Genomic DNA, 23,595 nt, shown 5'->3' with positions numbered 1-23,595 from the left:
CACGACTTGGCCTCAAGCTTAGGTAAGGCTAACCTTACTTCGACTGAGCTTCGCTGGCGTGAGCCGACGCACCACAGGGGTGTCTCACGCGGTGGAGCCGAGGAAGGAACGCCTTGATCACGGCCAGGCCGCGCCCCGCATCGCAGCAGCTGTCCGACACGCGTCACCCGATATCTCCGCCTCCGGCACCCGTCTGTTCGGTGCGTACCGCCCGCCCCCGGGACGCCACGGCGCTCGCCGCTCTCTCCGAGCCCTTCGTCCGCTCGGGCGCCCTGCGTGCCCGGCCGTCGCGGGTCTACGCCTGGCACGCCGCCGACTTCCTGGTCGCCGAGGCGCCCGACGGGTCGTTGGCGGGCTGCCTGGCGCTGCGCGTCCACCCCGAACCGACGCGCGACGGGCGGGTGACCGGCGTGCTGTACAACTTCTGCGTCGCGCACGGCAGTCAGGGCGGTGGCCTGGGCGCACAGCTCCTGACCGCCGCCCTCACCGAGGGGAGTTCGCGGGCACTTGACGCGCTGTTCACCGCGACGACCGGAAGCGGCCGCCTCTTCCTCCGCCACGGCTTCGCCCCCGTCCCCCCTCGCCTCGCCCCGGAGGCCTGGGCGCGGTCGCTGGATCCGCGACGCGGCGCCACGGTCCTCGCCCGCGTCCTGTGACCACGCCCCGGCGCGGGGGCGGCGCAACGACGCCCCCGCGCGGGGGCAGCACAACGACGGGGGCCCGAGCCGGATGGCTCGGGCCCCCGTCGGTCCCGCGGTCTATACCCGGGGCTCCTCGTCCGGGACGACCGTCGTGCCCGTGCCCTCCTCGGCGAAGACACCGCGCAGCAGCGCGTGCGGCACCCGGCCGTCCAGTACATGGGCCCTGCGGACACCCGCGCGAACCGCCCGCAGGCACCCCTCCATCTTCGGGAGCATGCCGCTCTTGAGCCCCGGGAGCAGCGCGTCCAGTTCACCGGCCGTGAGCCGGCCGATCACCTCGGTGCTGTGCGGCCAGTCCGCGTACAGCCCCGCGACGTCGGTCAGCACCACCAGTCGCTCCGCTCCGAGCGCGGCGGCGAGCGCCGACGCCGCGAGATCGGCGTTGACGTTGTAGACCTCTCCGTCCGTACCCCGGGCGATGGGGGAGACGACGGGGATGCGGCCCGCGTCGAGCAGTGTGCGCAGGGCGCCGGGGTCCACGGACACCACCTCTCCGACGAGGCCGATGTCGACCGTGCGTCCGTCCACCCGCGCCGGGCGCCGTACGGCCGTCATGGTGTGCGCGTCCTCGCCCGACATGCCCACGGCGTAGGGTCCATGGGCGTTGAGCGCGCCGACCAGCTCCCGCTGGACCCGGCCGGTCAGGACCATGCGCGCCACGTCCATGGTCTCGGGCGTGGTCACCCGCAGCCCCGCCTCGAACCGGACCTCCAGTCCGAGGCGGTCGAGCATCGCGCTGATCTGCGGTCCGCCACCGTGCACGACGACCGGCCGCAGCCCCGCGCGCCGCAGCTCCACGACGTCCTGCGCGAACGTCCGGTGGAGCGCGGTGTCCACCATGGCGTTACCGCCGAATTTGATGACCACGGTGCGGCCCCGGAGGTCCTTGAGCCACGGTGGATCCGCTGTGACCAGACCGGCGGCGGTGTCGGGCCGGCTGAAAGGGAGTGATCTCATCCGCGTCTTCGTTCCGTCTTTCCGCGTGGGGAGGAGCTGTTGAGTGGGGGCGAGAGGGGGGAGGGCCTTCATGCGATCCGTGTCGATTTGTGGAGAAGCGGGTCGCGCGGCAGCGCGTCCGTCGTGCGGACCACGCCGCACCTGGCCGCCCACCGCAGCGCCATGGTGTGGTCCTCCGCGGAGAAGTCGGCCACGGCGTCCGCGGCGGCGAAGGGCTGAATGTCGTTCATGAAGGCGTCGGCGGCTGTCAGGAGAACCCCGAGGTGTGCGCGCACACCGCAGATGATCAGCTGATCGCGGTTCTCCAGCCGCAGCAGTCTGCCCAGATGGCTCCGGAGAAAGGCGTTGTGGCGCACGTTCGTCATCAGATGTTCGCCGGGTCGTGGGGTCAGCGGGGCGGTGATGGCCGAGGCACCGGGTCCGTCACCGATTCCGGGACCCCAGACGTCCCCCATGAGCCCGCGCCGGCCGGGCGGTTGGGCCGCCGGTTCGGCGGTGAACACCACCGGCGTGCCGAGCGTCCTGGCGAGCCGGCGCAGTGCGGCGATGTTGCGGACCAGGTCGATGACAGGGGGCGCGAAGGCCGGAAAGGCCCGTACGAAATGGTTCTGCATGTCGTGCACGAGGAGCGCCGTCCGGTCGGGATCGGCGTCCCACGCGGCGCACGACGCGGGGAGCGCGGAGCGGTCGGGCATCGGATACGACGCGATGGCCGACAGGCCCATGGCTGTCCCTCCCCGGTCGACGTGCTATGCCCCACCGAATGAACTTAGCTAAGCCTAGCCTAACTTGCATGGTGTTCGGTCGGCTCGCCCCCAGGGACCCGGCGGTGCGCGGCCCTCGTGTCCCGGCAGGGGCTGAGCTCCGGCCGCCTCACCCGCGGGGGCTGACCCCCTCCATGGTCAGACCGAGCAGCCGGTGTGCCTCGGCGGCGGGGTCCGGATGGTGTTCCGTGGCCAGGGCGATGCCCGTGACCAGCGTGACCAGGTCGGCGGCGGTCACGCCCGGTGCCACCGCGCCGGCCTGGGCGGCGCGGTGCAGCAGCGGGTCGGCCGCCCAGGAGAGCTTGGCCGAGCAGGCGTTCACCTGGCCAGGACCGTCCGTCTCGTCCAGGGCCAGCGCGTCGCCCATGCCCCGCGCGGAGGCGGCGTAGGCGGTGAGCGCGCCCAGCCACTCCAGCAGAGCTGCCCGCGCGTCGGCCGCCGAGGCCAGCTCCACGGCGCGGGCGCACAGGGCCTCGATCCGTTCGCCGAACACCGCCTCCAGCAGCGCGCGCCGGCCGGGGAAGTGCCGGCGCACCGTGGCCGATCCGACGCCCGCGACGCGGGCGATCTGTTCCAGGGAGGCGTCCGCGCCGTGCGCGGCGACCTCCTCCTCGGCCACGGCGAGGATCCGTGCGTAGTTGCGCCGGGCGTCCGCGCGCTGGACGGTCATGGCGTCATCTCCGGGGTTGCTAAGTGGCGGGGCCCTCCGTATCGTACCCGAGCATAAGTGGCGGGCCTCGCCGCTTAGCCCTGTCCGGCCGGTCCTCGCAGGTCCGCGACGCGACCGGACGGCACCTGGCTGCCTCTCACCACCCGAGGAACCACCATGACGTCACATTCCGCCCCCGCCCTGGTCGTCGGCGCCACCGGCCGGCAGGGCGGCGCCACCGCCCGCGCCCTGCTCGCGAAGGGCATCCCCGTCCGGGCGCTGGTCCGTGACCCGGCCACCGACCGGGCGAAGGCCGTCGAGGCGCTCGGCGCCGAACTGGTCACCGGCGACCTCGACGACCGCGACTCCGTGACCAGGGCCGCCGAAGGGGCCCGCGCCGTCTTCTCCGTCCAGATGCCCGACATGAACGGACGCGCCTTCGAGGGTGAGGTCGCCCAGGCCGTCCGGCTGATCGAGGGCGCGAGGGCCGCGGGAGTGCCGCAGTTCGTGCACACGTCCGTCTCCGGCGCCGGGCAGCACGCCGGCTCGGTCAAGGGCCGTTGGGCCTGGATGGATCCCTACTACGCCGCGAAGTCCGGGATCCAGGACCGGGTCCGTGAGGCGGGCTTCACGCACTGGACACTCATCAAGCCGGGCTTCTTCATGGAGAACTTCCTCCCCTCCGAGGAAATCCTGTTCCCCCGCGGGGTCCGGGGCGGCCTGGTGAGCCTCCTGAAGCCCGCGACCCGGCTGTCCCTCGTCGCGGTCCAGGACATCGGCACGGCGGCCGCCGCGGCCATCGCCGCGCCCGAGCGGTTCGACCGTGTCGAACTGGAGCTGGCCAGTGACTATCTGACGATGACGGACATCGCCGAGGTCCTCTCCCGTGCCCTGGGCGCCGAGCTGGCCGCGCCCGACATGACCGCGGAGGAGGCGACCGCCGCCGGGATGCCCGACATGGGCTTCGGGCAGGCGCATGTCAATGAGTTCCCGCAGCCCGCGCTCCCGGAGTTCGCGCGGGACCTCGGTCTCCCTCTCACGACCTTCGAGGTGTGGGCGCGAGACCACCTGCGGCCAAGTTTCAGTTAATTAGTAATAATTATTGACACGGTGTGGATGGGGCAGCACAGTCATCGACGTGGCGCCGCCCCCCTTGAGTTGGGGAGCGCGGCGCCCGTCATCCCCAACTCTCGGGAGTGTCAAGTGACTTCGCATCGTGCAGGGATGGTGCGCGCCCGCCGGGCCGTCGCCGTGCTCGGGGCCGCCGCACTGGTCCCGTTGGCGGCGCCCGCGGCGCGGGCCGCCGAACCCGTGGCCGCGGAAGCCCCGCGGTTCCACGACAGTGTGCTCGCCCCGACGCCGTACATGGGCTGGAACACCTACTACGGCCTCGGCGCTCCGACGGAGGCCCAGGTCAAGGGAGTCGCCGACTATCTGGTCAGCAGCGGTCTCAAGGACAGCGGCTACGACATCGTATGGCTCGACGGCGGCTGGCAGGCGGACGAGCCGCGGGACGGCGCGGGCCGGCTGGCCGCCCATCCGGGCCGTTTCCCCTCCGGCATCCCCGCACTGGTCACCTACCTGCACCAGCGCGGGCTGAAGGCTGGGATCTACACGGATGCCGGTACCTACGACGGCGGCAGGACCTGCGGCCTCGGCAGCCGCGGCCACTACCAGGAGGACGCCGACCAGTTCGCCGGCTGGAAAGTCGACGCCATCAAGGTCGACTTCCTCTGCGGGATCACCGAGAAGGCCGACCCGGGACCGGCGTTCAGGGAGTTCAGCGACGCCGTGGCCAAGTCCGGCCGGCGCATGCTGCTCAATCTGTGCAACCCGCTCACCGACGACTGGGGGCTCCCGCACACCCCGGCGCAGGACGCGCACAACGCCTACGTGTACGGACCGACGACCGGCGACTCCTGGCGCACCGGTACCGACATCGCGTGGGGCACGCCGTCACCAGGTCAGTGGCCCAACGTCCTGCGCAACATGGACGCCAACGCCTGGCACCCCGAGGCACAGGGCCCCGGCCGCTACAACGACCCCGACTACCTCATACCGATGCGCAAGCTGGCGGACGGTTCGTACGAGCTGACCGAGGAGGAGTCCACCACCCAGCTCGTCATGTGGGCCGTGATGGCCTCCCCGCTGGTCATCGGCTCCGACCCGCGTACGCTGCCGCAGTCGATGATCGACACCCTGCGCAACCCGGAGATCCTCGCCGTCGACCAGGACCCCCTCGCCATCCAGGGGGTGCGCGTCGCCACCGACGCCACCGGCGACGTCTACAGCAAGGTGCTCCAGGGCTCCGGCAGGCGTGCGGTCGCGCTCCTCAACCGCTCCGACCGGCCGGCCGAGCGCACCGTACGGTTCGCCGACGCCGGCCTCGCGGGCGAGGTGGCCGTGCGGGACCTGCGGGCCGGACAGGGCCGGGGCACCCACTCCGGTACGTACACCGTGACCGTGCCCGCGCACGGTACGGCGTTCCTCTCGCTGAGCGGCACGGACGACGCGCCCGGTGCCTCGCTCGGGGTACGGACCGACGCCACTCCCGCCCTCGTGCGCGACGGTGACCGGCTGACCGCGTTCACCCGCGGCAGGGACGGTTCGCTGCGGCAGCAGACCGGCCGGGACGGCCACTGGTCCCCGGCGACCACCCGTCTCGGCGGTCCCACGGACGGCCGGATCGCCGGACAGCCCGCCGCCTACGCCACCTCGCCCGGCCGTATCGATGTCTTCGTACGCGGCACGGACGGCGCCGCGTACCTGCTGAGCCATCGCGACGGGCGGTGGGGCCGCTGGCAGCAGCTCGGCGGGCGGCTCGCCGACGCCCCGGGCATCGCCTACGAGGGCCCGGACGACTGGACACTCTTCGCGCGGGGCGCGGACGGACGGATCCACACGCGCGGCGCGGCGTCCGGCTGGGCCTCCTTCGAGGGGCCGGACGGGATGGCGCTGTACGGGCGGCCCGCCGCCGTCACCGATTCCGCGGGACGCGCGCACCTCGCCGTGCGAACCGCCGACGACTCGGTCCGGACCCGGGTGCGTGACGCGGCGGGCACCTGGTCCGACTGGTCCTCGCTGGGCGGGACCGTGAGCGGCGGCCCCACACTCGTCGCCGTCGGGGACACCGTACGGCTCTACGCGCGCGCCGGGGACTACACCCTCTGGCAGCGCGCCTACGACGCGGGCGGCGCGGGCCGTTGGGGCGACTGGTCGAAGCGCGGGGAATTCGCCAGCGGAGTCTTCGACGGCGAACTCGGCGCGGTCGCCGGGGCCGACGGCGGCGTGCTCACCGTGTTCCGCGGCGTGGGCGGACTCGTCCGCCAGGGCCGCGACTGACGGACCGAACGACCTCGTACGACCGATGGACCGAACAACCTCGTACGACCGATGGACCGAACCGCCTCGTGCGGGCCTGGCCGAAGCACCAGTGAATAAATTAGTAATTAATCTTGACGCTGGCTTGGTGCCACGTCAGTCTGGAGCAGCCGAACGAGAGCCCGGCCGTCAGGGGGCCGGGCCTCGTGGGCGCATAGGGAGACCCATGAACACCACAGCACACAGCCGCCGCGGCTTCCTCGCGGGTGCCGGCGCCGTCGGCGCCGCCGCGCTGATGTCCGGCTGCGTCACCTCGTCACCGTCGGGCGGCACGAGCGCGTCGGGCGGCGCCGTCACCCTGCAGTCCAACCTCTCCGCACCACAGGCCAAGTCCGCGATGCGGGACGTCATCGACGCCTTCAACAAGCGGGGCGGCGCGAGGGGTTCACTCAACACCGTCGCCTCGGAGACGTTCCGTACGCAGCTGCCGACGTACCTCACCTCGGCCAACCCGCCGGACCTCTACACCTGGTACCCCGGATCGGTCGCCGAGTCGTACGCGGGCAAGGACCTGCTCCTCGATGTCGGCGATGTCTGGCAGAAGCCCGAACTCGCCGGATACTCCGACGCGTTGCGGAAGCTGTGCACCGACTCCTCCGGCAAGAAGGTCTTCGTCCCCACCACCTACTACTGGTGGGGTGTGTTCTACCGGAAGTCGAACTTCGCCACCTGGGGCGTCAAGGAGCCCAAGACCTGGGACGAGTTCCTCGGCCTGTGCGACACGCTCAAGAGCAAGGGGGTCGCACCGATCGGCCTCGGGGCCGGCGGCAACACCCCCTGGGTCGCCGCCTCCTGGTTCGACTACCTCAACATCCGGATCAACGGAGCCGCCTACCACCGCGAACTGCTCGCCGGCAAGCACCGCTTCGACGACCCCGAGGTGCGCAAGGTCTTCGACCGCTGGGGCGAGGCCCTGCCGTACTTCGACCCGAACGGGACCGCGCTGCCCTTCCAGGACGCCACCACCGCGCTCCTCCAGGGCCGTACGGGCATGATGCTGATCGGCACCTTCTTCGCCGACTCCACCCCCAAGGACCAGCTCGACGACATCGACTTCTTCCGCTTCCCGGTGATCGACCCCAGGATCCCGCTCGCCGAGGAGGCGCCCACCGACGGCTACTTCGCCAGCGCCCGCACCGGCCGCCCCGACGCGACCAAGGAACTCCTGCGCTACCTCGCCACCGCCGAGTCCCAGGAGATCTACCTCAAGGGCTCGTCCGGCACCTCGCTGCCCACCCACCCCGACGCCAAGGACAGCGGAACGCCCCTGGTGACCAAGGGCCGCAAGCTGATCGAGGACGCCGCGGACATCACGCAGTTCTTCAACCGCGACTCCAGCGACGCCCTCGCCCCCACCGCCGACACCGCGCTGACCCGCTTCCTGGCCAAGCCCAAGGAGATCGGCTCCATCCTCACGACGTGGCAACGCGACGCGCAGAAGATCTGGAGCCAGTGACATGGCGGTCCTCACCGCACCCCGGAAGACGGCGCGCGGCCGGACCGCCGGCCGGCCCCCGGCCCGCAAGCGGGCGACGCGGGTCCCGCCCGTCGTGCTCGCCTTCGTGCTCGTACCGCTGCTGGCCGAGGCGTTCTGGGTGTTCTGGCCGGCGATCCAGGGGGTCTATCTCTCCTTCACCAAGTGGGACGGCGTCAGCGCCCCCGAGTTCATCGGCCTCGGCAACTTCCGCGAGATGTCCGGCGACGCCGTGTTCCGCACCGCCGCCCTGGACACCGTCATCTGGCTGGTGCTGTTCGGCGGACTCTCCGCCGCCCTCGGCCTCGGCGCGGCGCTGCTGCTCCAGCAGGAACGCCGGGGCGTCGGTTTCTACCGCGCCGCGCTGTTCCTCCCCGTGGTGTTCTCGCTGGTCGCGACGGCCCTGGTGTGGCAGGCGATGTACCAGCCCGACGGGCTGATCAACAAGACGCTCGAAGGGATCGGGCTCGGCAGCCTCACCCATGCCTGGCTCGCCGACCAGGACACCGCCCTGTACGCCGTGATCGTGCCCGCGCTGTGGCGCCAGATCGGCTATGTGATGGTGCTCTACCTCGCCGGGCTCAAGGGCATCGACCCGGTGCTCTACGAGGCGGCGAAGGTGGACGGCGCCACCCGCGGGCAGCAGTTCCGGCACATCACACTTCCCCAGCTGAGCAGCGTCAACGCGGTGGTCCTCTCGGTCATCGTCATCGACTCGCTGCGCTCCTTCGACGTGGTGTGGGCCCTCACCCGCGGTGGCCCCTACCACTCCTCCGAACTGCTCAGCACGTACATGTACTCCACCGCCTTCCAGTCGCTGCGACTGGGCTACGGCTCCGCTCTCGCGGTCGTGATCTTCGTTCTGGCCTTCGGCGTCATCGCGTCCTACCTCGTCCGCGCCTTCCGGGAGGCCGACTCATGAGCGTCACCCACGCCTCCGCACCGCCCGCCGGCCGGCATGGCACCGCTCCGGCCCCGCCGGCCCGCGCCCGGCGGCGCAACCGCCGCGGGATGTGGCGGACCGCGGGGTTCCATCTCAGCGCCGGGCTGCTCTCCGCCCTGTGGCTGCTGCCCATCGCGCTCGTCCTGGTCACCAGCACCCGGTCCTTCGACGATGTGGCCGCCCACGGCGTCGGCAGCCTGCCGCACTCCTTCACCCTCGACGGTTTCCGTCAGGCATGGGTCGACGGCGGCCAGCAGCGCGCACTGATCAACAGCCTGCTCGTCACCGTGCCGACGGTGCTCCTGTCACTGCTCCTCGCCTCGATGGCCGCGTTCGGCCTCAGCCGCTACAACCTGCCGCTGCGCCGCACCCTCCTGCTGCTGATGCTCGGCGGCAACCTGCTGCCTCCGCAGATCCTGCTCGTACCGGTCTCCAAACTCAGTGAGCTGCTGGGCCTGTACGACTCGCTGTACGCGCTCATCGGCGTCCAGGCCGGCTTCGGCGTCGGCTTCTACGTCTTCGTCCTGCACGGCTTCATGCGGTCCGTCCCGCCGGAGATCCAGCAGGCCGCGGTCATCGACGGCGCGGGTCCATGGCAGATCTACACCAGGATCATCATGCCCCTGGCCAAGCCCGCCATGGCCGCGCTGAGCGCCCTGTCGTTCACCTGGATCTTCAACGACCTGCTGTGGGCCATCACCGTCCTGCGCACGGACAGCCAGATGCCCATCACCGCCTCGCTGATCGGACTCCAGGGGCAGTACGTGTCCATGTGGAACGTCATCGCCGCCGGCTCCGTCATCGCCGCGGCCCCGACCGTCGTCGTATTCCTCATGTTCCAGCGCCACTTCGTCGCCGGACTCAATCTGGGAGCAGTGAAGTGACCTCGCACGACCGCTGGCTGCTGCGCACCGAGAACACCACCTACGCGGTACGGATCGCCGGCCAGGGACGCTGGGCCGAGCTGGACGTCTGGGGCCCGCACGGCGCAGAGACCGGCCCCTCGCCCTTCGAACACCCGCACCGCACCCACTTCCTCACCCCCGCGGACGCCGCCCCCGCCGAGTACATCCCGTACGGTCTGCGGCCGTTCACCGGAGCCGACCTGGTGGCCCGGCGCCCCGGCGGGGAACGCGGCGTCTGGTGGACGTTCGACACCGCCACGCACGACGGCGACCATGCGCTGCGCCTCGACTTCGCCGACGAGGAACTGGGGCTGCGCACGGCGCTCCACTACGAGACCGTGCCCGGCACCGATGTGATCCTGCGGTGGACGGAGCTGACCTGCACCGGCGACGAGGGGCTGCGGCTGGAGCGCGCCGACTCCGCCGCCGTGAACATTCCCGTCGCGGGCGGCGCCCGGCTCACGTACCTCACCGGCCAGTGGTCCCAGGAGTTCCAGCGCACCCAGCTGGAACTCACCCGCGGCCGCTTCGAGATGGCCTCCACCCAGGCCGTGCCCGGCCACGCGTACGCCCCCTGGCTCGCCGTCCAGGACGCCTCGGAACCGGACGAGGGCAACACACCCACGTACGGCATCGCCCTGGAGTGGCCGGGGAACTGGCACATGGCCGCGGACGCCGAGCCCGGCGGCGCCGTCCGGGTCCGCGCGGGCCGGGTGCCCCACGAGGGCTCCCTCGGCCTCGCCCCCGGCGCCACCCTCACCACCCCCCGGCTGGCCTGCGCGTTCAGCCCGGAAGGGCTCGACGGCCTGGCCCGCGTCTGGCACACCTACGAACGCCGGCTCAGCGGCGAGCGCCTCCACCGGCCCCGCAAGGTCCTCTACAACTCCTGGGAAGCGACCGGCTTCGACGTCGACGCCGCCGCCCAGCTGGAGCTGGCCACGATCGCCGCCGAGATGGGAACCGAGGTGTTCGTCGTGGACGACGGGTGGTTCACGGGACGCCAGGACGAGACCGGGGGACTCGGCGACTGGTACCCGGACCCGGCGAACTTCCCCGACGGCTTCGACACCTTCATCGACCGGGTCCGTGCCACCGGCATGGACTTCGGCCTCTGGGTCGAGCCCGAGGCGATCAGCCCCCGCTCCGCGCTCCACGCCGAGCACCCCGAGTGGGTCTACCGCGTCGACGGACGGCCCGCCACGCTGGTGCGCGAGCAACTCGTCCTCGACCTGGGCCGCGAGGACGTCCAGGACTTCGTCCTCGCCACCTTCGACCGGCTGCTCGGCGAACACGCCATCAGCTACCTCAAATGGGACATGAACCGCCCGCCCACCGAACGCGGCAGGCCCGCCACCGTCCCCGTCGAAGAACAGGACCTGGACGCCGCGCACGTCGCCGGATACCTGCGCGTACTCGACCATCTGCGCACCCATCACCCACGGGTCACCGTCGAAGGGTGCGCCGGCGGTGGCGGCCGGATCGAGCACGCCACCCTCGCCCGTACCGACGTGGTGTGGCCGAGCGACAACACCGCGCCGCTGGACCGTCTCGCCATCCAGTACGGCTATCTGCACGCACACGCCCCGCACACGATGAGCTCCTGGGTCACCGACTCGCCGGGCGTCTTCGACCCCCGGCCCCGGTCACTGGCCTTCCGTTTCGTCACCGCCATGGCCGGCGTCCTCGGAATCGGCGCCGACATCCGCACCTGGCCGGCGGAGCGGCGCGCCGAAGCCGCACGCTGGGTGGCCCGCTACAAGGAGATCCGCGACGTCATCCACCACGGCGAGGTCCGGCTGCTGAACACGCCGTCCGACGCCGGCTGCGGCGTCCAGTACGACGCGCCGGACGGCGCCCGCACCGTCGTCACCGCCTGGAACACCGGCCGCCTGGACGGGGCGCCCCTGGTCCCCGGGCGCCCCGCCCGGCTGCGGCTGCGCGGCCTCGACCCGACCGCCCGCTACACCGCCCGCTACACCGGCCTGGACACCGGCACCGTCTACAGCGGAGCACATCTGACGCACTACGGCCTGCCGTTCGCGTGGACCTCGCGGTACGACGCGGAACTGGTAGTCCTGGTCCGGACGTAGTCGCCACCAGCCCCGGCACACCGTCACGGGAGTGACCGATGCCGCCGGATACTGTTCACGAACCCGAGGAGTCGACCCGCCCCATGAACGGACCCACCCGCTTCGCCGGCCACGTGGCCGTGGTCACCGGAGCCGCCTCCGGCATCGGCGCGGCCACCGCCGAACGCCTCGCCGCCGAAGGGGCCTCCGTGATCCTCGCGGACATCGCGGCGGCACCCGGCGAACGCGTCGCCGGGGACATCCGCGCACAGGGCGGCCACGCGCGGTTCCTCCACGCGGACGTCGCGGACCAGGGCGACTGGGAGCGGATCGTGTCCGCCGCGCACACCTTCGGACCGGTCTCCGTACTCGTCAGCAACGCCTTCACCGTGGACGTCACCCCCGCACACGAGATGACCGTCGCCTCCTGGGAACGCCAGCTCGCCGTCAATCTCACCGGCGCGTTCCTCGGATTCCGGGCCGCGCTGCCCGACCTGCGCGCCCACGACGGCGCCGTCGTCCTGACCTCCTCCGTCCACGCGCACAAGGGCATCCCCGGCCACCCCGCCTACGCGGCGTCCAAGGGCGCGCTGCTCTCGCTGTGCGGACAGCTCGCCGTGGAGTACGGGCCCGAGGTCCGGGTCAACGCGGTACTGCCCGGACCCATCCTGACCGGGGCCTGGGACCGGGTACCGGAGGAGGACCGGAGGAGGAGCGTCGCCGAGACCGCCGCGCGACGCTTCGGCACCCCGCAGGAGGTCGCCGCCGCCATCGCCTTCCTGGCAGCCCGGGAAGCCTCCTACATCACCGGGTCGAGCCTGCTGGTCGACGGCGGCTGGTCCGTCGTCAAAGCCTCGGCCTGACCGTCGCCGTCCCTCATCCCACCAGCAGAAAGGCACAACAACATGACGCCATACGCGCGCCGCGGAGTGCACGGCCAGACCGTGGAGACTCTCGCGCGCCGGGTGCTCAGCGGTGAGATCCCCGAAGGGGCGACACTCGATCTCGTGTCACTGCAGGGCGAGCTGGACGTCAGTCTGACCGCGCTGCGGGAGTCCCTGAAGGTCCTCGCGGCCAAGGGGATGGTCGACGCACGCCAGAAGCGCGGCACCTTCGTCCGCCCGCGCTCCGACTGGAACCTCCTCGACGCGGACGTGCTGCGCTGGCAGTTCGCGGGCAGCGCGGGCACCGGCACCGATCTGGCCCTGCTGCGCAATCTGGGTGAGGTCCGCGGCATCATCGAGCCGGCCGCGGTCAGGCTGGCCGCCGAGCGCCGTACCGACGCCGACCTCGACGCGCTGGAGGCCGCCCTGTCGGCGATGGGCGAGGACGAGGGAGGCGCGGCGCACGCCGTCGAGGCGGACCTCGCCTTCCACCGCGCGCTCCTCGCGGCCACCCACAACGAACTCCTCGAACGCATGGAGATGGTCATCGAGTCCGGTCTCGCCCACCGCGACGAGATCGTCCACAGCACGCTCCACGGCGAGGACCCGGTCCCCAGCCACCGGGCCGTCCTGGACGCCGTGCGCGACCAGGACCCGGAAACCGCGGAACGCGCCATGCGAGCCCTCCTCGCCCAGGCGGTCCGCGACCTCGACCGTGTCCGCGGAAGCGAGAGCGACAGCGCGCCGGCGACCGCCGGCGACACGCACAACGGGAGCACGGACCAGTGAAGATCACGCGCATCGAGACCTTTCTCGTCCCGCCCCGCTGGCTGTTCTGCCGGATCGAGACCGACGAGGGAATCGTCGGCTGGGGCGAACCCGTGGTCGAGGGCCGGGCCGAGGTGGTGCGCGCCGCGGTCGACGTCCTGGCCGAGTATCTGATCGGCCAGGACCCCCTGCGCGTCCAGGACCACTGGCAGGTACTCAGCAAGGGCGGCTTCTACCGCAGCGGCCCCATACTCTCCAGCGCCGTCGCCGGAATCGACCAGGCCCTGTGGGACATCGCGGGCAAGGCGTACGGGGCACCGGTGTACGCCCTGCTCGGCGGGGCGCTGCGTGACGAGGTCCGGGTCTACGCCTGGGTGGGCGGCGACGAACCCGCCGGGCTCGCCGACGAGATCGCCGCCCAGGTCGAGGCGGGCTTCACCGCCGTGAAGATGAACGCGGCGGCCCGCACCTCACCGATTCCCACCCCCGCGGAGACGGCCGCCGTCGTCGAGCGCGTGGCCGTGGCCCGCGAGATCCTGGGCCCCGACCGCGATGTGGCCGTCGACATGCACGGCCGGTTCGGACCGGCAGCGGCCCGGCGAGTCCTCCAGGCCATCGAGCCGCTGCACCCGCTGTTCGTCGAGGAGCCGCTGCTGCCCGAGCAGGGGCAGCTGCTCGCCGCGCTCGTGGGCGCCACGTCCGTACCCATCGCCACCGGTGAACGGCTCTACGGCAGGGCGGAGTTCCTGCCCGCCCTGCACGCGGGCATCGCCGTCGCGCAGCCGGACCTGTCGCACGCCGGCGGCATCTCGGAGGTCCACCGCATCGCGTCGCTCGCCGAGACGTACGGCGCACAGCTCGCCCCGCACTGCCCCCTCGGTCCGATCGCCCTCGCAGCGAGCCTCCAGATCGCCTTCTGCACCCCGAACTTCCTCATCCAGGAGCAGAGCCGGGGCATCCACTACAACAGGGACGCCGATCTGCTCTCGTACGTCGTCGATACGGATCCGTTCCGCTTCATCGCCGGGCACGCGCCCCGTACCGCGCTTCCGGGACTCGGCATCACCGTCGACGAGGCCGCCGTACGCGCCGCCGACCGCACCGGGCACGCCTGGCGCAACCCGGTGTGGCGCCACCCCGACGGATCGTTCGCCGAATGGTGAACACCCAGGGCCCGGTCCGGATCACCACCGACCCCGCCCACGGCGGGCGCTGGACCTCGCTGTGGGCGGCCGGCCGTGAATGGCTCTGGCACCGCCAGGAACCGCGCCGCCCGTACGTCGTACCCGGCGACGCCTTCGCCGACGCGGGCGGCCTGGAGGAGTGTGTTCCCACGGTCCGGGGCACCCCCGACCACGGGCACGCCTGGACCGGGCCATGGCGGCGGGACGGTGACACCGAGTCCGTCACCTGCCCGGACTTCCGGCTCAGCCGCCGAATCCGTCACCAGGAACGGCGGGCCGTGGTCGACTACCGGCTCACCGCCCGGCCCGGCTACCGCTTCCTCTGGGCCGGGCACGCCCTGCTGGACCTCTCCGGGCACGCGCGCCTCGGCATGCCCGACGGGACGCCCACCCGCGTCTACCCGGACGGCGGATCCCGGTGGACCCCCTGCGCGTGGCCGCGGTGGCCGGCGGGGCCGGCCGCGCTCGACCGGCTGGGACCCGACGACGGCACGGCCGTGGGCGCGATCGTCGACACCTCTCAGGTGGACGTCCACGAAGGAACCGCCGTACTGCGCCTGGCCGTTGAGGCCGAGGGCCAGCCGGTGTCCGTCGCCGTGTGGCGCAACCTCCGCGGCTTCCCCGACGACGATCCCTACCGGTCCATCGGGGTCGAACCGATGCTGGGACGCGTCTTCGATCTCGCCGAGGCCGGGGAAGCCGACGCGGCATGTGTGCCGGCCGGCGGGGAAGTCCGGTGGCGGCTCAGCGTGAGCGCCACGACAGAACGAACATGACAGCACCTCGGACTCGGAAGGAAGCCCGCACGTGGATCTGCTGACCGCGCTGCGTACCCACCGGATCGTCGCCATCGTGCGCGGCGACGACGCGGACGCCGCACTCAGGACCGTCCTCACCCTCGCGGAGGAGGACATCCCGCTCATCGAGGTCTCGCTCAGCGGCGCGGACGCGCTCGGCGTCATCCGCCGGGCACGCGCGGCTCTCGGCCCCGCCGCCCCGCTCGGCGCGGGAACCGTCCTGACGGCGCGGGACGCGCGGGCCGTACGCGAGGCGGGCGCCGACTTCGTCGTCACCCCGGCCGTCTGCGAGGGGATCAGCGAAGCGAAGCGACTCGAACTGCCCGTTCTCGCCGGGGTGATGACCCCCACGGACATCGTCGCCGCACAGCGGCTCGGCGCCGACTCCTTCAAGATCTTCCCGGCGGCGCAGGCGGGCGGCCCCGCGTATCTGCGAGCCCTGCGCGGCCCGTTCCCGACCGCGCCGTTCGTACCCGTCGGGGGAGTGGACACCGAAGCCGCGCACGCCTACCTCGCACACGGCGCGACCGCGGTGGGAGTGGGGTCGCCGCTCATCGGTGACGCCGCCGACGGCGGCAGCGTCGACGCCCTGCGCGTCAGAGCCCGCGCCTTCCTCGACGCGGTCCGCGCCACCGGCCCCGGGGCGGCGGAACGATGACGGGCGGCACGTCCGTCGCGCGCGGGACCGGCGCCGGCCCGCACGGCGGCTTCCCGAAGAAGGCCGCATGAAGGAAAACCTCCACGACACCCCCATGTGGCGGCCGGCCCACACCCCGGTGGCCTGCGTCGGCGAGACGATGGCCGCTCTCGTACCGGATCCCGTCGCCCCGCTGGACGGCGCCGACCTGCTCCGCGTCCGGATCGCCGGCGCCGAGTCGAACGTGGCGATGTACCTGGCCGACCACGGAGTACCCGCGCGCTGGGTGTCCGCTCTCGGCGACGACCCGTTCGGCCGCCGGATCCGCGACGAAGTGGCCGCGTCCGGCGTCGACATCAGCGGCGTACGCACCGATCCGCACCGCCCGACCGGAATCCTCCTGAAGAACCCGGGCCCCGGCGGAACCACCGTCCACTACTACCGGCGCGGCTCGGCCGCCTCCGCCCTGGACCCCGGCGTCCTCGACGACGAGGCCGTGCGCGGCGCCGGGCTCGTCCATCTGACCGGTATCACCCCCGCGCTCTCACCGGACTGCCTGGCTCTCGTCGCCGCGCTGCTGCGCCCGGCGCCCGGGGCACGCCCGTGCCCCGTCAGCTTCGACGTCAACCACCGGCCGGCCCTGTGGTGCGACGACACGGCCGCCGCCGTGCTCCACGACTTCGCGAACCGGGCGGACATCACGTTCGTCGGACTCGACGAGGCACAGGCGCTCTGGGGGAACGGGCTGGCCGGACCCGCGGACGTACGGTCCCTGTTGCCAGGACCCCGCATCCTCGTGGTCAAGGACGGCGGGCACGCCGCGACGGCGTTCGAAGGCGCCCGCGTCCACACCGTGCCCGCGCCGGAGGCCGAGATCGTCGAACCGGTCGGGGCCGGCGACGCGTTCGCGGCCGGGTTCCTCGCGGGGCTGCTGCGCGGCGAGGACATGGTACGGGCCCTGCGGCTCGGACACCTCACGGCGGGCGCCGCGCTCGCTGTGACCGGCGACCACGGCCCGCTGCCGGACCGGGGCCGTATCGCCGCTCTCCTCGACACGCCCACCGAGATGTGGGCGTGAGTCCGCGCCGGCCGGCGGCGCCCGAAGGCCGATGTGGCCGGTCGGGCCGTACGTGATGACATTCGGCCCAGGGTCGGTCAGCAGGGGGCGGGAGCGCGGTATGAGCAAGAGGCCGGGGCCGGGACTCAGGGCGCGCCCGAGGAGCCGTCGGCACGGGCCCGGATGGTGACGCGGAGGCTGGAGGGGGAGACCGGTCCGCCGGAGGGGTGGCGGACTCACCAGCCGGCCCGGCGGCGGCGACGGGGCAAGGGCTGGTACGTCGACCCGTACGACCGGAGCACGTCGATGGCCTCCCGCATGCGGGAGGCCGGCGGAACGGGATGCGGCACCGCCACACGGTCGTGAGCGAGGAGACGCGGACGCCGGGGTGCTGTTCGGCACCCCGGCGTCCACGAAGAGGGCGAGGAAAGCGGAAGGACTAATTCATTGGAAGAAGGAGAAGGAAGTCCCTCCATGGCCTCGCCGGGGCCAACGCTAGCAGTCAGCCGGGGATCAGGTCGCGCAGATTTTCCGGGGTGACGATCAGGGAATCCGGGTGCAGTCCGTCCGGGCGCTCCAGGCCGATGTAGGTCACCGGGCCGTCCGGGACCGTCGTACCGTCCCACAGCGTGGTGCCCGTGGCGCGGTCGGCCATCAGGCCGGTGAGGTACCGGACCGTGAGGTGGTCACGCTCGACGATGCCGCGCACCAGCGTGGCGACCGACACCCGGTTGTCTTCGACGCGGTTGGAGTCCGGGGTCCCCTTGAGGTACAGGTGGAGCCACTTGGCGCGCCAGCGGCCGTCGTTCCCGCGCATGAACACCAGCGGCAGCGCGACTCTCCCCGGGCCGCGCAGCTCCGACTTCATGCGCACGGTACGCGGCTCGAAGGGGCGGCCCCGCTGCCCGGCATCGCGCCGCATGAAGCCGAAGAACGACTCCTCGACCGCCTCGAAGTCCTCCCCCGCGTAGATGTTGACCTGCGGGACGATGAAGGTGCCGCGCACGGCGTCCAGGCGCAGGTTGATGAACTCCGAGGCGCCGTCGGGCGCGTCCGTGATGTCGCCGGAGTGCTCGCCCCCGACGTCGGTAAGAGCGGTGTACGACAGCCAGCAGACGGTCGCGTACGCGGCGTCGAGCATCAGCGCCGACAGGTCGTAGTCGGTGCTGTGGCTCTTCTGCTTCCAGTAGACGAAGAAGCGCAGCAGCTCACCGTCGACGGGGGAGAGGGAGCCACGGGGCAGCACGCCGAACCCGGCGGCCGACGCCTTGCCGCTGAGCGGGAGCGCGACATCGAGGACGTCGGGGTCGATCAGCAGATGCCCGGGGTCCGGAAGGCGGCGGCTCGTCTCGGCGTCCACCGCGGCGATCAGGCGCCGCCGCTCGGGCGGCAGTACGGGGGCACGGGTGTCGGCGGTGACCCAGGCGCGGCCGCGCTGGTTGACGAAGACGCGACGCCCGCCGGTCTCCTCCGCGCGGTTGTGCAGGTGCTCGCGGACCGACAGCAGGACACGGCCGGAGACCCGCGAGGCGACCTCCTCGGCGGCGGCCACGACGGCATCGCGTTCCTCCTGGGTGACGCACGCGCGCAGCAGCCGGTCCAGAGCGCGGAACAGCTTGCCGGGAGCGGCGGTCAGCAGCCGTGCCGCCCCGGTGACGTCGCGCACGCCGAGCAGTTCCTCAAGACGGCCGTCGAGGGACCGGGCCTCCGTCTCGCCCCGGGCGACGGCGAACACCTCGGCGGCATGCGGCCAGCGCGGGTACTCGTGCGGGTGGAGGCGCTCGCCGAGACGCTTGAACGGTTCGCGCCGCGCGGTGACATCCGCGAGCTTCGCGGGAGCGGCCGCGACCACGGCGTCCAGGCCGGCGAGCAGGGCGCGGCGGACCGGTCGGGACAGCCGCCGGAAGCGGGTGGGTTCCACGAGGGTCACGTCGCCGTCCGAGAGCGCGCAGGCCAGCCGGAGGACATCGGTGACGGTGTCCAGAAGGAGATCCCGGCCGGCTTCGAGACGGGCGACGTTGATGACGGCTCGGTTCTCGCGCACCGGTATCACCTCGGGCTGCGGGCCGTCGACTCGGTGCTCCGCGAGCGAGTGGAGGTCGCGCAGTCCCTCGTCGTCCAGCGGAGTGGCGCTGCCGGCCAGGGCCAGATACAGGGCGTCGACCTCGTCGTCCGAGGCGCCGCCCAGGTGCAGCGGCGTCATGCGGTCGCCCGCGGCGGCGATCAGCTCGTCGTGGGCGGCGAGCATCTCGGCGTACGTGTGCCGGTAGTCGCCGTACGACGGGAGCGTCAGCAGGTCGACCACACCGCTGCGCAGCTGGGCGAGCGTGCTGTCGCGCGAGGCGTCGTCGGCGAGCGCCTCGGCGACGCACCGCCGCCAGAAGTCGAACGTGTCCGGCACGTTGGCGGGGAAGTCGACGAAGTAGACGTTGTGCCGCACGTGATCGCCCACCATTTCGCGGACGGTGTCCAGTGTGCGCGCGGCGGTGGCGACGACTGCTTCCTCTGACAGCCCCGACAGGCGCTCCAACACGGCCGCGGAGAGTTTGAAGCCGACGGACATCAGCGCGGCATCGAACTGCCGCGCCGCGACGTCGCCGTGCCCGGCGGGTCCTGAGGGGGCGGGGATGCGGTGGGTGTGCCGGATGACAAGGGCGTCGAGAGGGTGGGCCATCCGGGCATGATCCCAGAACCACCCGAGCCGGGGCATGCGGGTTTTCGCACGCGGTGAGCGCCGGTCGGCGGGCGCTTCCGGCGGCTACGGCGGTTCTGGCGGTTCCAGCGCTCACGATCCGGCGGGGGCGTGCGCGAGCGGTGGGGCGGTGGCAACGGTTCGGCAGCTGGGACAGGCAACAGGTCGCGGCTATAGACTCGTTGAGCGGCGCGCGGACCGGCTCGGGCACAACGCGAGGGACGGACGCGAGCGACAAACGCGGGTGACGGACAGGGCCGTCACCCGGTACCGCACGGTTTCCGCAGGCCACGGACATGGAGCTGAGTACGTGCTTTCTGACCTGGACGGGTGGCTGGCGGACACACGCAGCTCCTACGACACGGTGGCGGTCAGCTACGCCGGCCAACTCCGCGAGGCGCTGGCAGGGGAGCCGCACCTTCGGGCGGCACTGGCGCTGTTCGCCGGCATGGTTCAGGCAGCCGGCGGCGGGCCGGTGGCGGATGTGGGGTGCGGCCCCGGGCATGTCACCGCCCACCTGCGTGAGTTGGGCGTCGACGCGTTCGGTATCGACCTCTCACCCGCGATGATCGACGTGGCCCGGCGGGACCACCCTGACCTGCGGTTCGAGGTGGGCTCGATGACGGATCTCGACCTCGCCGACGCGTCGGTCACTGCCCTGCTCGCCTTCTGGTCGCTGATTCACGTCCCTGACGACGCGATCCCCACGGTCTTCGGCCAGTTCCGACGGGTGTTGCCCGCCGGCGGACCGCTGCTGCTCGGCTTTCACGTTGGCGACGAGTCGCGACTGAAGACACAGGGATACGGTGGCCACCCGATGAACGTCTATGTCCACCGCCGCCGGCCCGACCAGGTGACCGCCTGGCTGCACGATGCCGGATTCACTGTCGAGGCTCAATGGCTGCTCGACCTCGACGGGAGCCGTCCAGGCGCCGTCCTGTTCGCACGCCGCCGGCCCTGACACCGCGAGAAATCGGTGGCCGGCCGGCCACCGCCTACCGGTCCCCGCCCGCCGACCGGGTGCCCGCCCGGCCCGCGCCCGGCTGATACGCCTGCTCGCCCTGCTCGCCCTGCTCGCCCTGCTCGCCCTGCTCGCCCTGCTCGCCCTGCTCGCCCTGCCCGGCGCCGGGGTGCGCTCACCCGCGCCGCCCCGTGTGGCGGGGTCCCTCCCCCTCCGGGACGGGGAGAAACGCGGCTGAGTGGCGGCGCTCTTCAGGCAGGCGTCGAATGGAAGGAGAGACCCGTCCCCCGTCACGAGGGCCCCGTCTCCGTTGGGTGTGCCCGATCCCAGGAGTCCACGTGTCTGTCGTGCCGCTTACCGACATCCTGTCCGACGCCTTCAAAGAGCGTTACGGCGTGCCGGCCATCAACGTGTTCAACGACCTCACCATGGAGGCGGTTCTCGCGGCCGCGGTGGAGAACGCCTCGCCACTGATCGTGCAGACGTCCGTCAAGACGGTCAAATCGATCGGAAGCGATGTGCTCTTCGCGATGTGGACGTCGATGACGGCCGGTATCGAGGTGCCCGTCACGCTCCATCTGGACCACTGTCCGGAGCGCGAGGTCATCACGGAATGCCTGCGGCGGGGCTGGAACTCCGTCCTGTTCGACGCCTCGAACCTGCCGGTGGAGGAGAACATGCGCCAGACGGTCGAGGTCGTCGCCGAGGCCCGGGGACACGGCGCCCACGTCGAGGGCGAGATCGAGTCCATCACCGGCGTCGAGGACGACGTGGGCACCGACAGCGTGGCCGCCCAGCAGGATCTGGAGGTGGCTCTGGAGTTCCTCAGAACGACACACGTCGACGTCTTCGCGCCCGCCATCGGCAACGCCCACGGAACGTACAAGCGCCCGCCGGTACTCGACTTCGAACGGGTCTCCGACATCGTCGCGGCGTACCCCCTGCCGATCGCGCTCCACGGCGGAAGCGGTCTCTCCGAGGAACAGTTCCGCGATCTCATCTCCCGGGGCTGCGCGAAGGTCAACATCTCGACCGCCCTCAAGGAGAGGTTCATGAAGTCGAGTCTGGCCTTCCTCGAATCGGCGGCGGAGAAGGAGAAGTGGGACCCGCCCTCGCTGTTCCGGTCCGTCCGCCAGGAGGTCATCGGGATGACCGGCTCCCTCATGACACTCTTCGGCAGCGCCGGCCGGGCCGGGTGACACCGTGCCCGCCCTCCTCTTCGACTGCGACGGCGTCCTCGCCGACACCGAGCGCTACGGGCACCTGCCCGCGTTCAACCAGACCTTTCAGGAGTTCGGCCTGCCCGTACGGTGGAGCGACAGCGACTACGCCGAGAAGGTGAAGGTCGGCGGGGGCAAGGAGCGTATGAAGACGCTTCTCACCCCCGACTTCATCGCCGCGACGGGGCTGTCGAGCGACGCCGACGCGCTCGACGAGCAGGTCGCCCGGTGGCATCGGCGCAAGACCGAGATCTACACCGGGATCATCGGCAGCGGCACCGTTCCGCCCCGGCCCGGCGTACGGCGGATCGCCGCCGAGGCCGACGCCGCCGGATGGACACTGGCCGTCGCCTCCACCTCCGCGGAGCCGTCCGTACGCAGTGTGCTGGAAGTCGCCGCGGGCCCCGGACTCGCCCGGCGCTTCAGTGTGTTCGCCGGAGACATCGTGCCGCACAAGAAACCCGCGCCGGACATCTACACGTACGCGGCGGACCGGCTCGGGCTCGACCCGGCGGGCACGATCGTCATCGAGGACAGCCGCAACGGGCTGCTCGCGGCACAGGGCGCGGGCCTCGGCTGCGCCGTCACGACCAGCGCCTACACCGCGCTGGAGGATTTCACCGGTGCGTGGCTGGTGGTGTCGTCACTGGGCGACCCCGAGCCGGACGAGACCACCACGAAGGTGCTGAGCGACCCCTTCGGCGCGGACCCCCGCCCCTTTGTCAGGCTCGCCGATCTCGAATTCCTGCTCGCCGCCGGGACGACGTGACGGCCGGGACAGACAGTCAGGAGAGCCATGCCATCGACAACAGACAGTGATCTTGAGTTCGTTGTCAGGACGATCGCCAGGACGGCGGTGGACAACGAGCGCGAATTCGGCGAACTCGACGCCGTCGTGGGTGACGGGGACTTCGGATACTCGCTCGCGCGCGGCTTCGAGATCGTTCTCGCCGACTGGGACTCGCTGGACCACGGCTCCCCGTCGGCGTTCCTGAAGAAGGTGGCCCTGGTGATCTCCAGACGGGTCGGCGGGACCTCAGGCCCCCTCTGGGGCACCGCGTTCCTCCGGGCGGCCGGAGCCGTCGACGACCGCTCCGAGCTGCACGGTGAGGACGCGGTCGCCATGCTGCGCGCCGCCGCCGAGGGCATCAAGGTGCGAGGCAAGTCCGATCTCGGTGACAAGACACTGCTGGACGCGCTGATCCCGATGACCGACGCACTGGAGAACGCACTGGAGAACGCGCTCGAGAACGAGATGAAGACCGGCGAGGGCCCGGCGGGCGGCCCCGCCGGTCTCGCCAGGGTCGCGGCCTCGGCGGCACGTACCGCCGCCGAGGCGACGACACCGATGATCGCCAGGCGCGGCCGGCCGAGCTACACCGGGGAGCGCAGCATCGGTTCCCCGGACGCGGGAGCCATGGCGATCGCCGTCATGGCGGAGCGCGTCGCCGATGAATGGGCCGTACGTACCTGAACCGCCGCGAGTCGGGACCGGGCCCCCACCGGTCCGGTACCGGGCCCGTACCCGAGCCAGTCCGTGTCCCCACGCCGA

Annotated in this window: 21 protein-coding genes and 1 pseudogene; 18 read left to right on the top strand and 4 right to left on the bottom strand. The window is 71.9% G+C overall.

Annotated features, from left to right (window positions below; translation table 11 throughout):
• Positions 1 to 200 precede the first annotated feature (200 nt).
• The gene (locus ACZ7LS_RS21340; protein ID WP_382519508.1) at positions 201 to 656 is read left to right on the top strand and encodes a GNAT family N-acetyltransferase; all 456 of its coding nucleotides are present in this window, start codon (positions 201 to 203) and stop codon (positions 654 to 656) included.
• Between the two features lie 102 nt (positions 657 to 758).
• On the opposite strand, the gene argB is transcribed toward ACZ7LS_RS21340, so the two are convergent.
• The 3 genes from argB to ACZ7LS_RS21325 all read right to left on the bottom strand — a co-directional run bounded on the left by argB (position 759) and on the right by ACZ7LS_RS21325 (position 3,092).
• Positions 759 to 1,658 carry an acetylglutamate kinase gene (gene argB, locus ACZ7LS_RS21335; RefSeq protein WP_385130303.1) on the bottom strand — a complete coding sequence of 300 codons (900 nt, stop codon included), beginning with the start codon at positions 1,656 to 1,658 and terminating at the stop codon, positions 759 to 761.
• A gap of 68 nt (positions 1,659 to 1,726) precedes the next feature.
• Complete coding sequence (locus ACZ7LS_RS21330; protein WP_385130300.1) at positions 1,727 to 2,383, bottom strand: isochorismatase family protein; 657 nt, start codon at positions 2,381 to 2,383, stop codon at positions 1,727 to 1,729.
• Positions 2,384 to 2,531: 148 nt separating this feature from the next.
• Positions 2,532 to 3,092: a TetR/AcrR family transcriptional regulator gene (locus ACZ7LS_RS21325; protein ID WP_382519502.1), complete on the bottom strand. Its 561-nt coding sequence runs from the start codon at positions 3,090 to 3,092 to the stop codon at positions 2,532 to 2,534.
• A 156-nt stretch (positions 3,093 to 3,248) separates the two neighbouring features.
• Between ACZ7LS_RS21325 and ACZ7LS_RS21320 the strand changes: the two genes are divergently transcribed.
• The 13 genes and pseudogenes from ACZ7LS_RS21320 to ACZ7LS_RS21260 form a co-directional block, all read left to right on the top strand.
• Entirely contained in the window at positions 3,249 to 4,160 is a 912-nt protein-coding gene (locus ACZ7LS_RS21320; RefSeq protein WP_382519500.1) for an NmrA family NAD(P)-binding protein, read from the top strand.
• A gap of 114 nt (positions 4,161 to 4,274) precedes the next feature.
• Positions 4,275 to 6,413, top strand: a complete 2,139-nt coding sequence (locus ACZ7LS_RS21315; protein ID WP_471065147.1) for a DUF8189 domain-containing protein — start codon at positions 4,275 to 4,277, stop codon at positions 6,411 to 6,413.
• Positions 6,414 to 6,618: 205 nt separating this feature from the next.
• Positions 6,619 to 7,908 carry an ABC transporter substrate-binding protein gene (locus ACZ7LS_RS21310; RefSeq protein WP_382519496.1) on the top strand — a complete coding sequence of 430 codons (1,290 nt, stop codon included), beginning with the start codon at positions 6,619 to 6,621 and terminating at the stop codon, positions 7,906 to 7,908.
• 1 nt (position 7,909) lies between these two features.
• Entirely contained in the window at positions 7,910 to 8,848 is a 939-nt protein-coding gene (locus ACZ7LS_RS21305; protein ID WP_385130293.1) for a carbohydrate ABC transporter permease, read from the top strand.
• Between the two features lie 89 nt (positions 8,849 to 8,937).
• Positions 8,938 to 9,753: a carbohydrate ABC transporter permease gene (locus ACZ7LS_RS21300; protein WP_385130556.1), complete on the top strand. Its 816-nt coding sequence runs from the start codon at positions 8,938 to 8,940 to the stop codon at positions 9,751 to 9,753.
• Positions 9,750 to 11,864 (top strand): alpha-galactosidase, encoded by a 2,115-nt coding sequence (locus ACZ7LS_RS21295; protein WP_385130290.1) that lies wholly within the window; start codon positions 9,750 to 9,752, stop codon positions 11,862 to 11,864. Before ACZ7LS_RS21300 ends, ACZ7LS_RS21295 begins: the two co-directional genes overlap by 4 nt.
• Before the next feature lie 83 nt (positions 11,865 to 11,947).
• On the top strand, positions 11,948 to 12,706 hold the full coding sequence (locus tag ACZ7LS_RS21290) for an SDR family NAD(P)-dependent oxidoreductase (protein ID WP_382875959.1): 759 nt from the start codon (positions 11,948 to 11,950) through the stop codon (positions 12,704 to 12,706).
• 42 nt (positions 12,707 to 12,748) lie between these two features.
• Positions 12,749 to 13,516: a FadR/GntR family transcriptional regulator gene (locus tag ACZ7LS_RS21285; RefSeq protein ID WP_382519488.1), complete on the top strand. Its 768-nt coding sequence runs from the start codon at positions 12,749 to 12,751 to the stop codon at positions 13,514 to 13,516.
• The gene (gene dgoD, locus ACZ7LS_RS21280) at positions 13,513 to 14,658 is read left to right on the top strand and encodes a galactonate dehydratase (protein ID WP_385130285.1); all 1,146 of its coding nucleotides are present in this window, start codon (positions 13,513 to 13,515) and stop codon (positions 14,656 to 14,658) included. The genes ACZ7LS_RS21285 and dgoD overlap by 4 nt, the downstream gene beginning before the upstream one ends.
• On the top strand, positions 14,652 to 15,455 hold the full coding sequence (locus ACZ7LS_RS21275) for a hypothetical protein (RefSeq protein WP_382519484.1): 804 nt from the start codon (positions 14,652 to 14,654) through the stop codon (positions 15,453 to 15,455). Before dgoD ends, ACZ7LS_RS21275 begins: the two co-directional genes overlap by 7 nt.
• A 31-nt stretch (positions 15,456 to 15,486) precedes the next feature.
• Positions 15,487 to 16,134, top strand: coding sequence for a bifunctional 4-hydroxy-2-oxoglutarate aldolase/2-dehydro-3-deoxy-phosphogluconate aldolase (locus tag ACZ7LS_RS21270; RefSeq protein ID WP_382519482.1), 648 nt, complete (start codon positions 15,487 to 15,489; stop codon positions 16,132 to 16,134).
• Between the two features lie 67 nt (positions 16,135 to 16,201).
• Complete coding sequence (locus ACZ7LS_RS21265) at positions 16,202 to 17,191, top strand: sugar kinase (protein WP_385130281.1); 990 nt, start codon at positions 16,202 to 16,204, stop codon at positions 17,189 to 17,191.
• Between the two features lie 60 nt (positions 17,192 to 17,251).
• Positions 17,252 to 17,446 (top strand): annotated as a pseudogene (locus tag ACZ7LS_RS21260) (hypothetical protein); the annotation flags it as partial.
• A 226-nt stretch (positions 17,447 to 17,672) separates the two neighbouring features.
• Here ACZ7LS_RS21260 and ACZ7LS_RS21255 read toward each other — a convergent pair.
• The gene (locus tag ACZ7LS_RS21255) at positions 17,673 to 19,844 is read right to left on the bottom strand and encodes a hypothetical protein (protein WP_385130279.1); all 2,172 of its coding nucleotides are present in this window, start codon (positions 19,842 to 19,844) and stop codon (positions 17,673 to 17,675) included.
• A gap of 328 nt (positions 19,845 to 20,172) precedes the next feature.
• Between ACZ7LS_RS21255 and ACZ7LS_RS21250 the strand changes: the two genes are divergently transcribed.
• From ACZ7LS_RS21250 to dhaL, 4 genes are all read left to right on the top strand, one after another.
• A complete protein-coding gene (locus ACZ7LS_RS21250) occupies positions 20,173 to 20,823 on the top strand; it encodes a class I SAM-dependent DNA methyltransferase (RefSeq protein WP_382667371.1) in 651 nt (216 codons plus the stop codon).
• A 338-nt stretch (positions 20,824 to 21,161) separates the two neighbouring features.
• Positions 21,162 to 22,022 (top strand): class II fructose-bisphosphate aldolase, encoded by an 861-nt coding sequence (locus ACZ7LS_RS21245; RefSeq protein WP_382519474.1) that lies wholly within the window; start codon positions 21,162 to 21,164, stop codon positions 22,020 to 22,022.
• A gap of 4 nt (positions 22,023 to 22,026) precedes the next feature.
• Positions 22,027 to 22,812, top strand: a complete 786-nt coding sequence (locus tag ACZ7LS_RS21240) for an HAD-IA family hydrolase (RefSeq protein ID WP_385130276.1) — start codon at positions 22,027 to 22,029, stop codon at positions 22,810 to 22,812.
• A 27-nt stretch (positions 22,813 to 22,839) separates the two neighbouring features.
• Positions 22,840 to 23,517, top strand: coding sequence for a dihydroxyacetone kinase subunit DhaL (gene dhaL / locus ACZ7LS_RS21235; RefSeq protein ID WP_382667363.1), 678 nt, complete (start codon positions 22,840 to 22,842; stop codon positions 23,515 to 23,517).
• The last annotated feature ends 78 nt before the right edge of the window (positions 23,518 to 23,595 follow it).

It is taken from the genome of Streptomyces sp. NPDC039430, assembly GCF_055639435.1.
The sequence above is the reverse complement of the archived record's forward strand: the minus strand, read 5'-3'. Positions and strand labels throughout refer to the sequence as shown.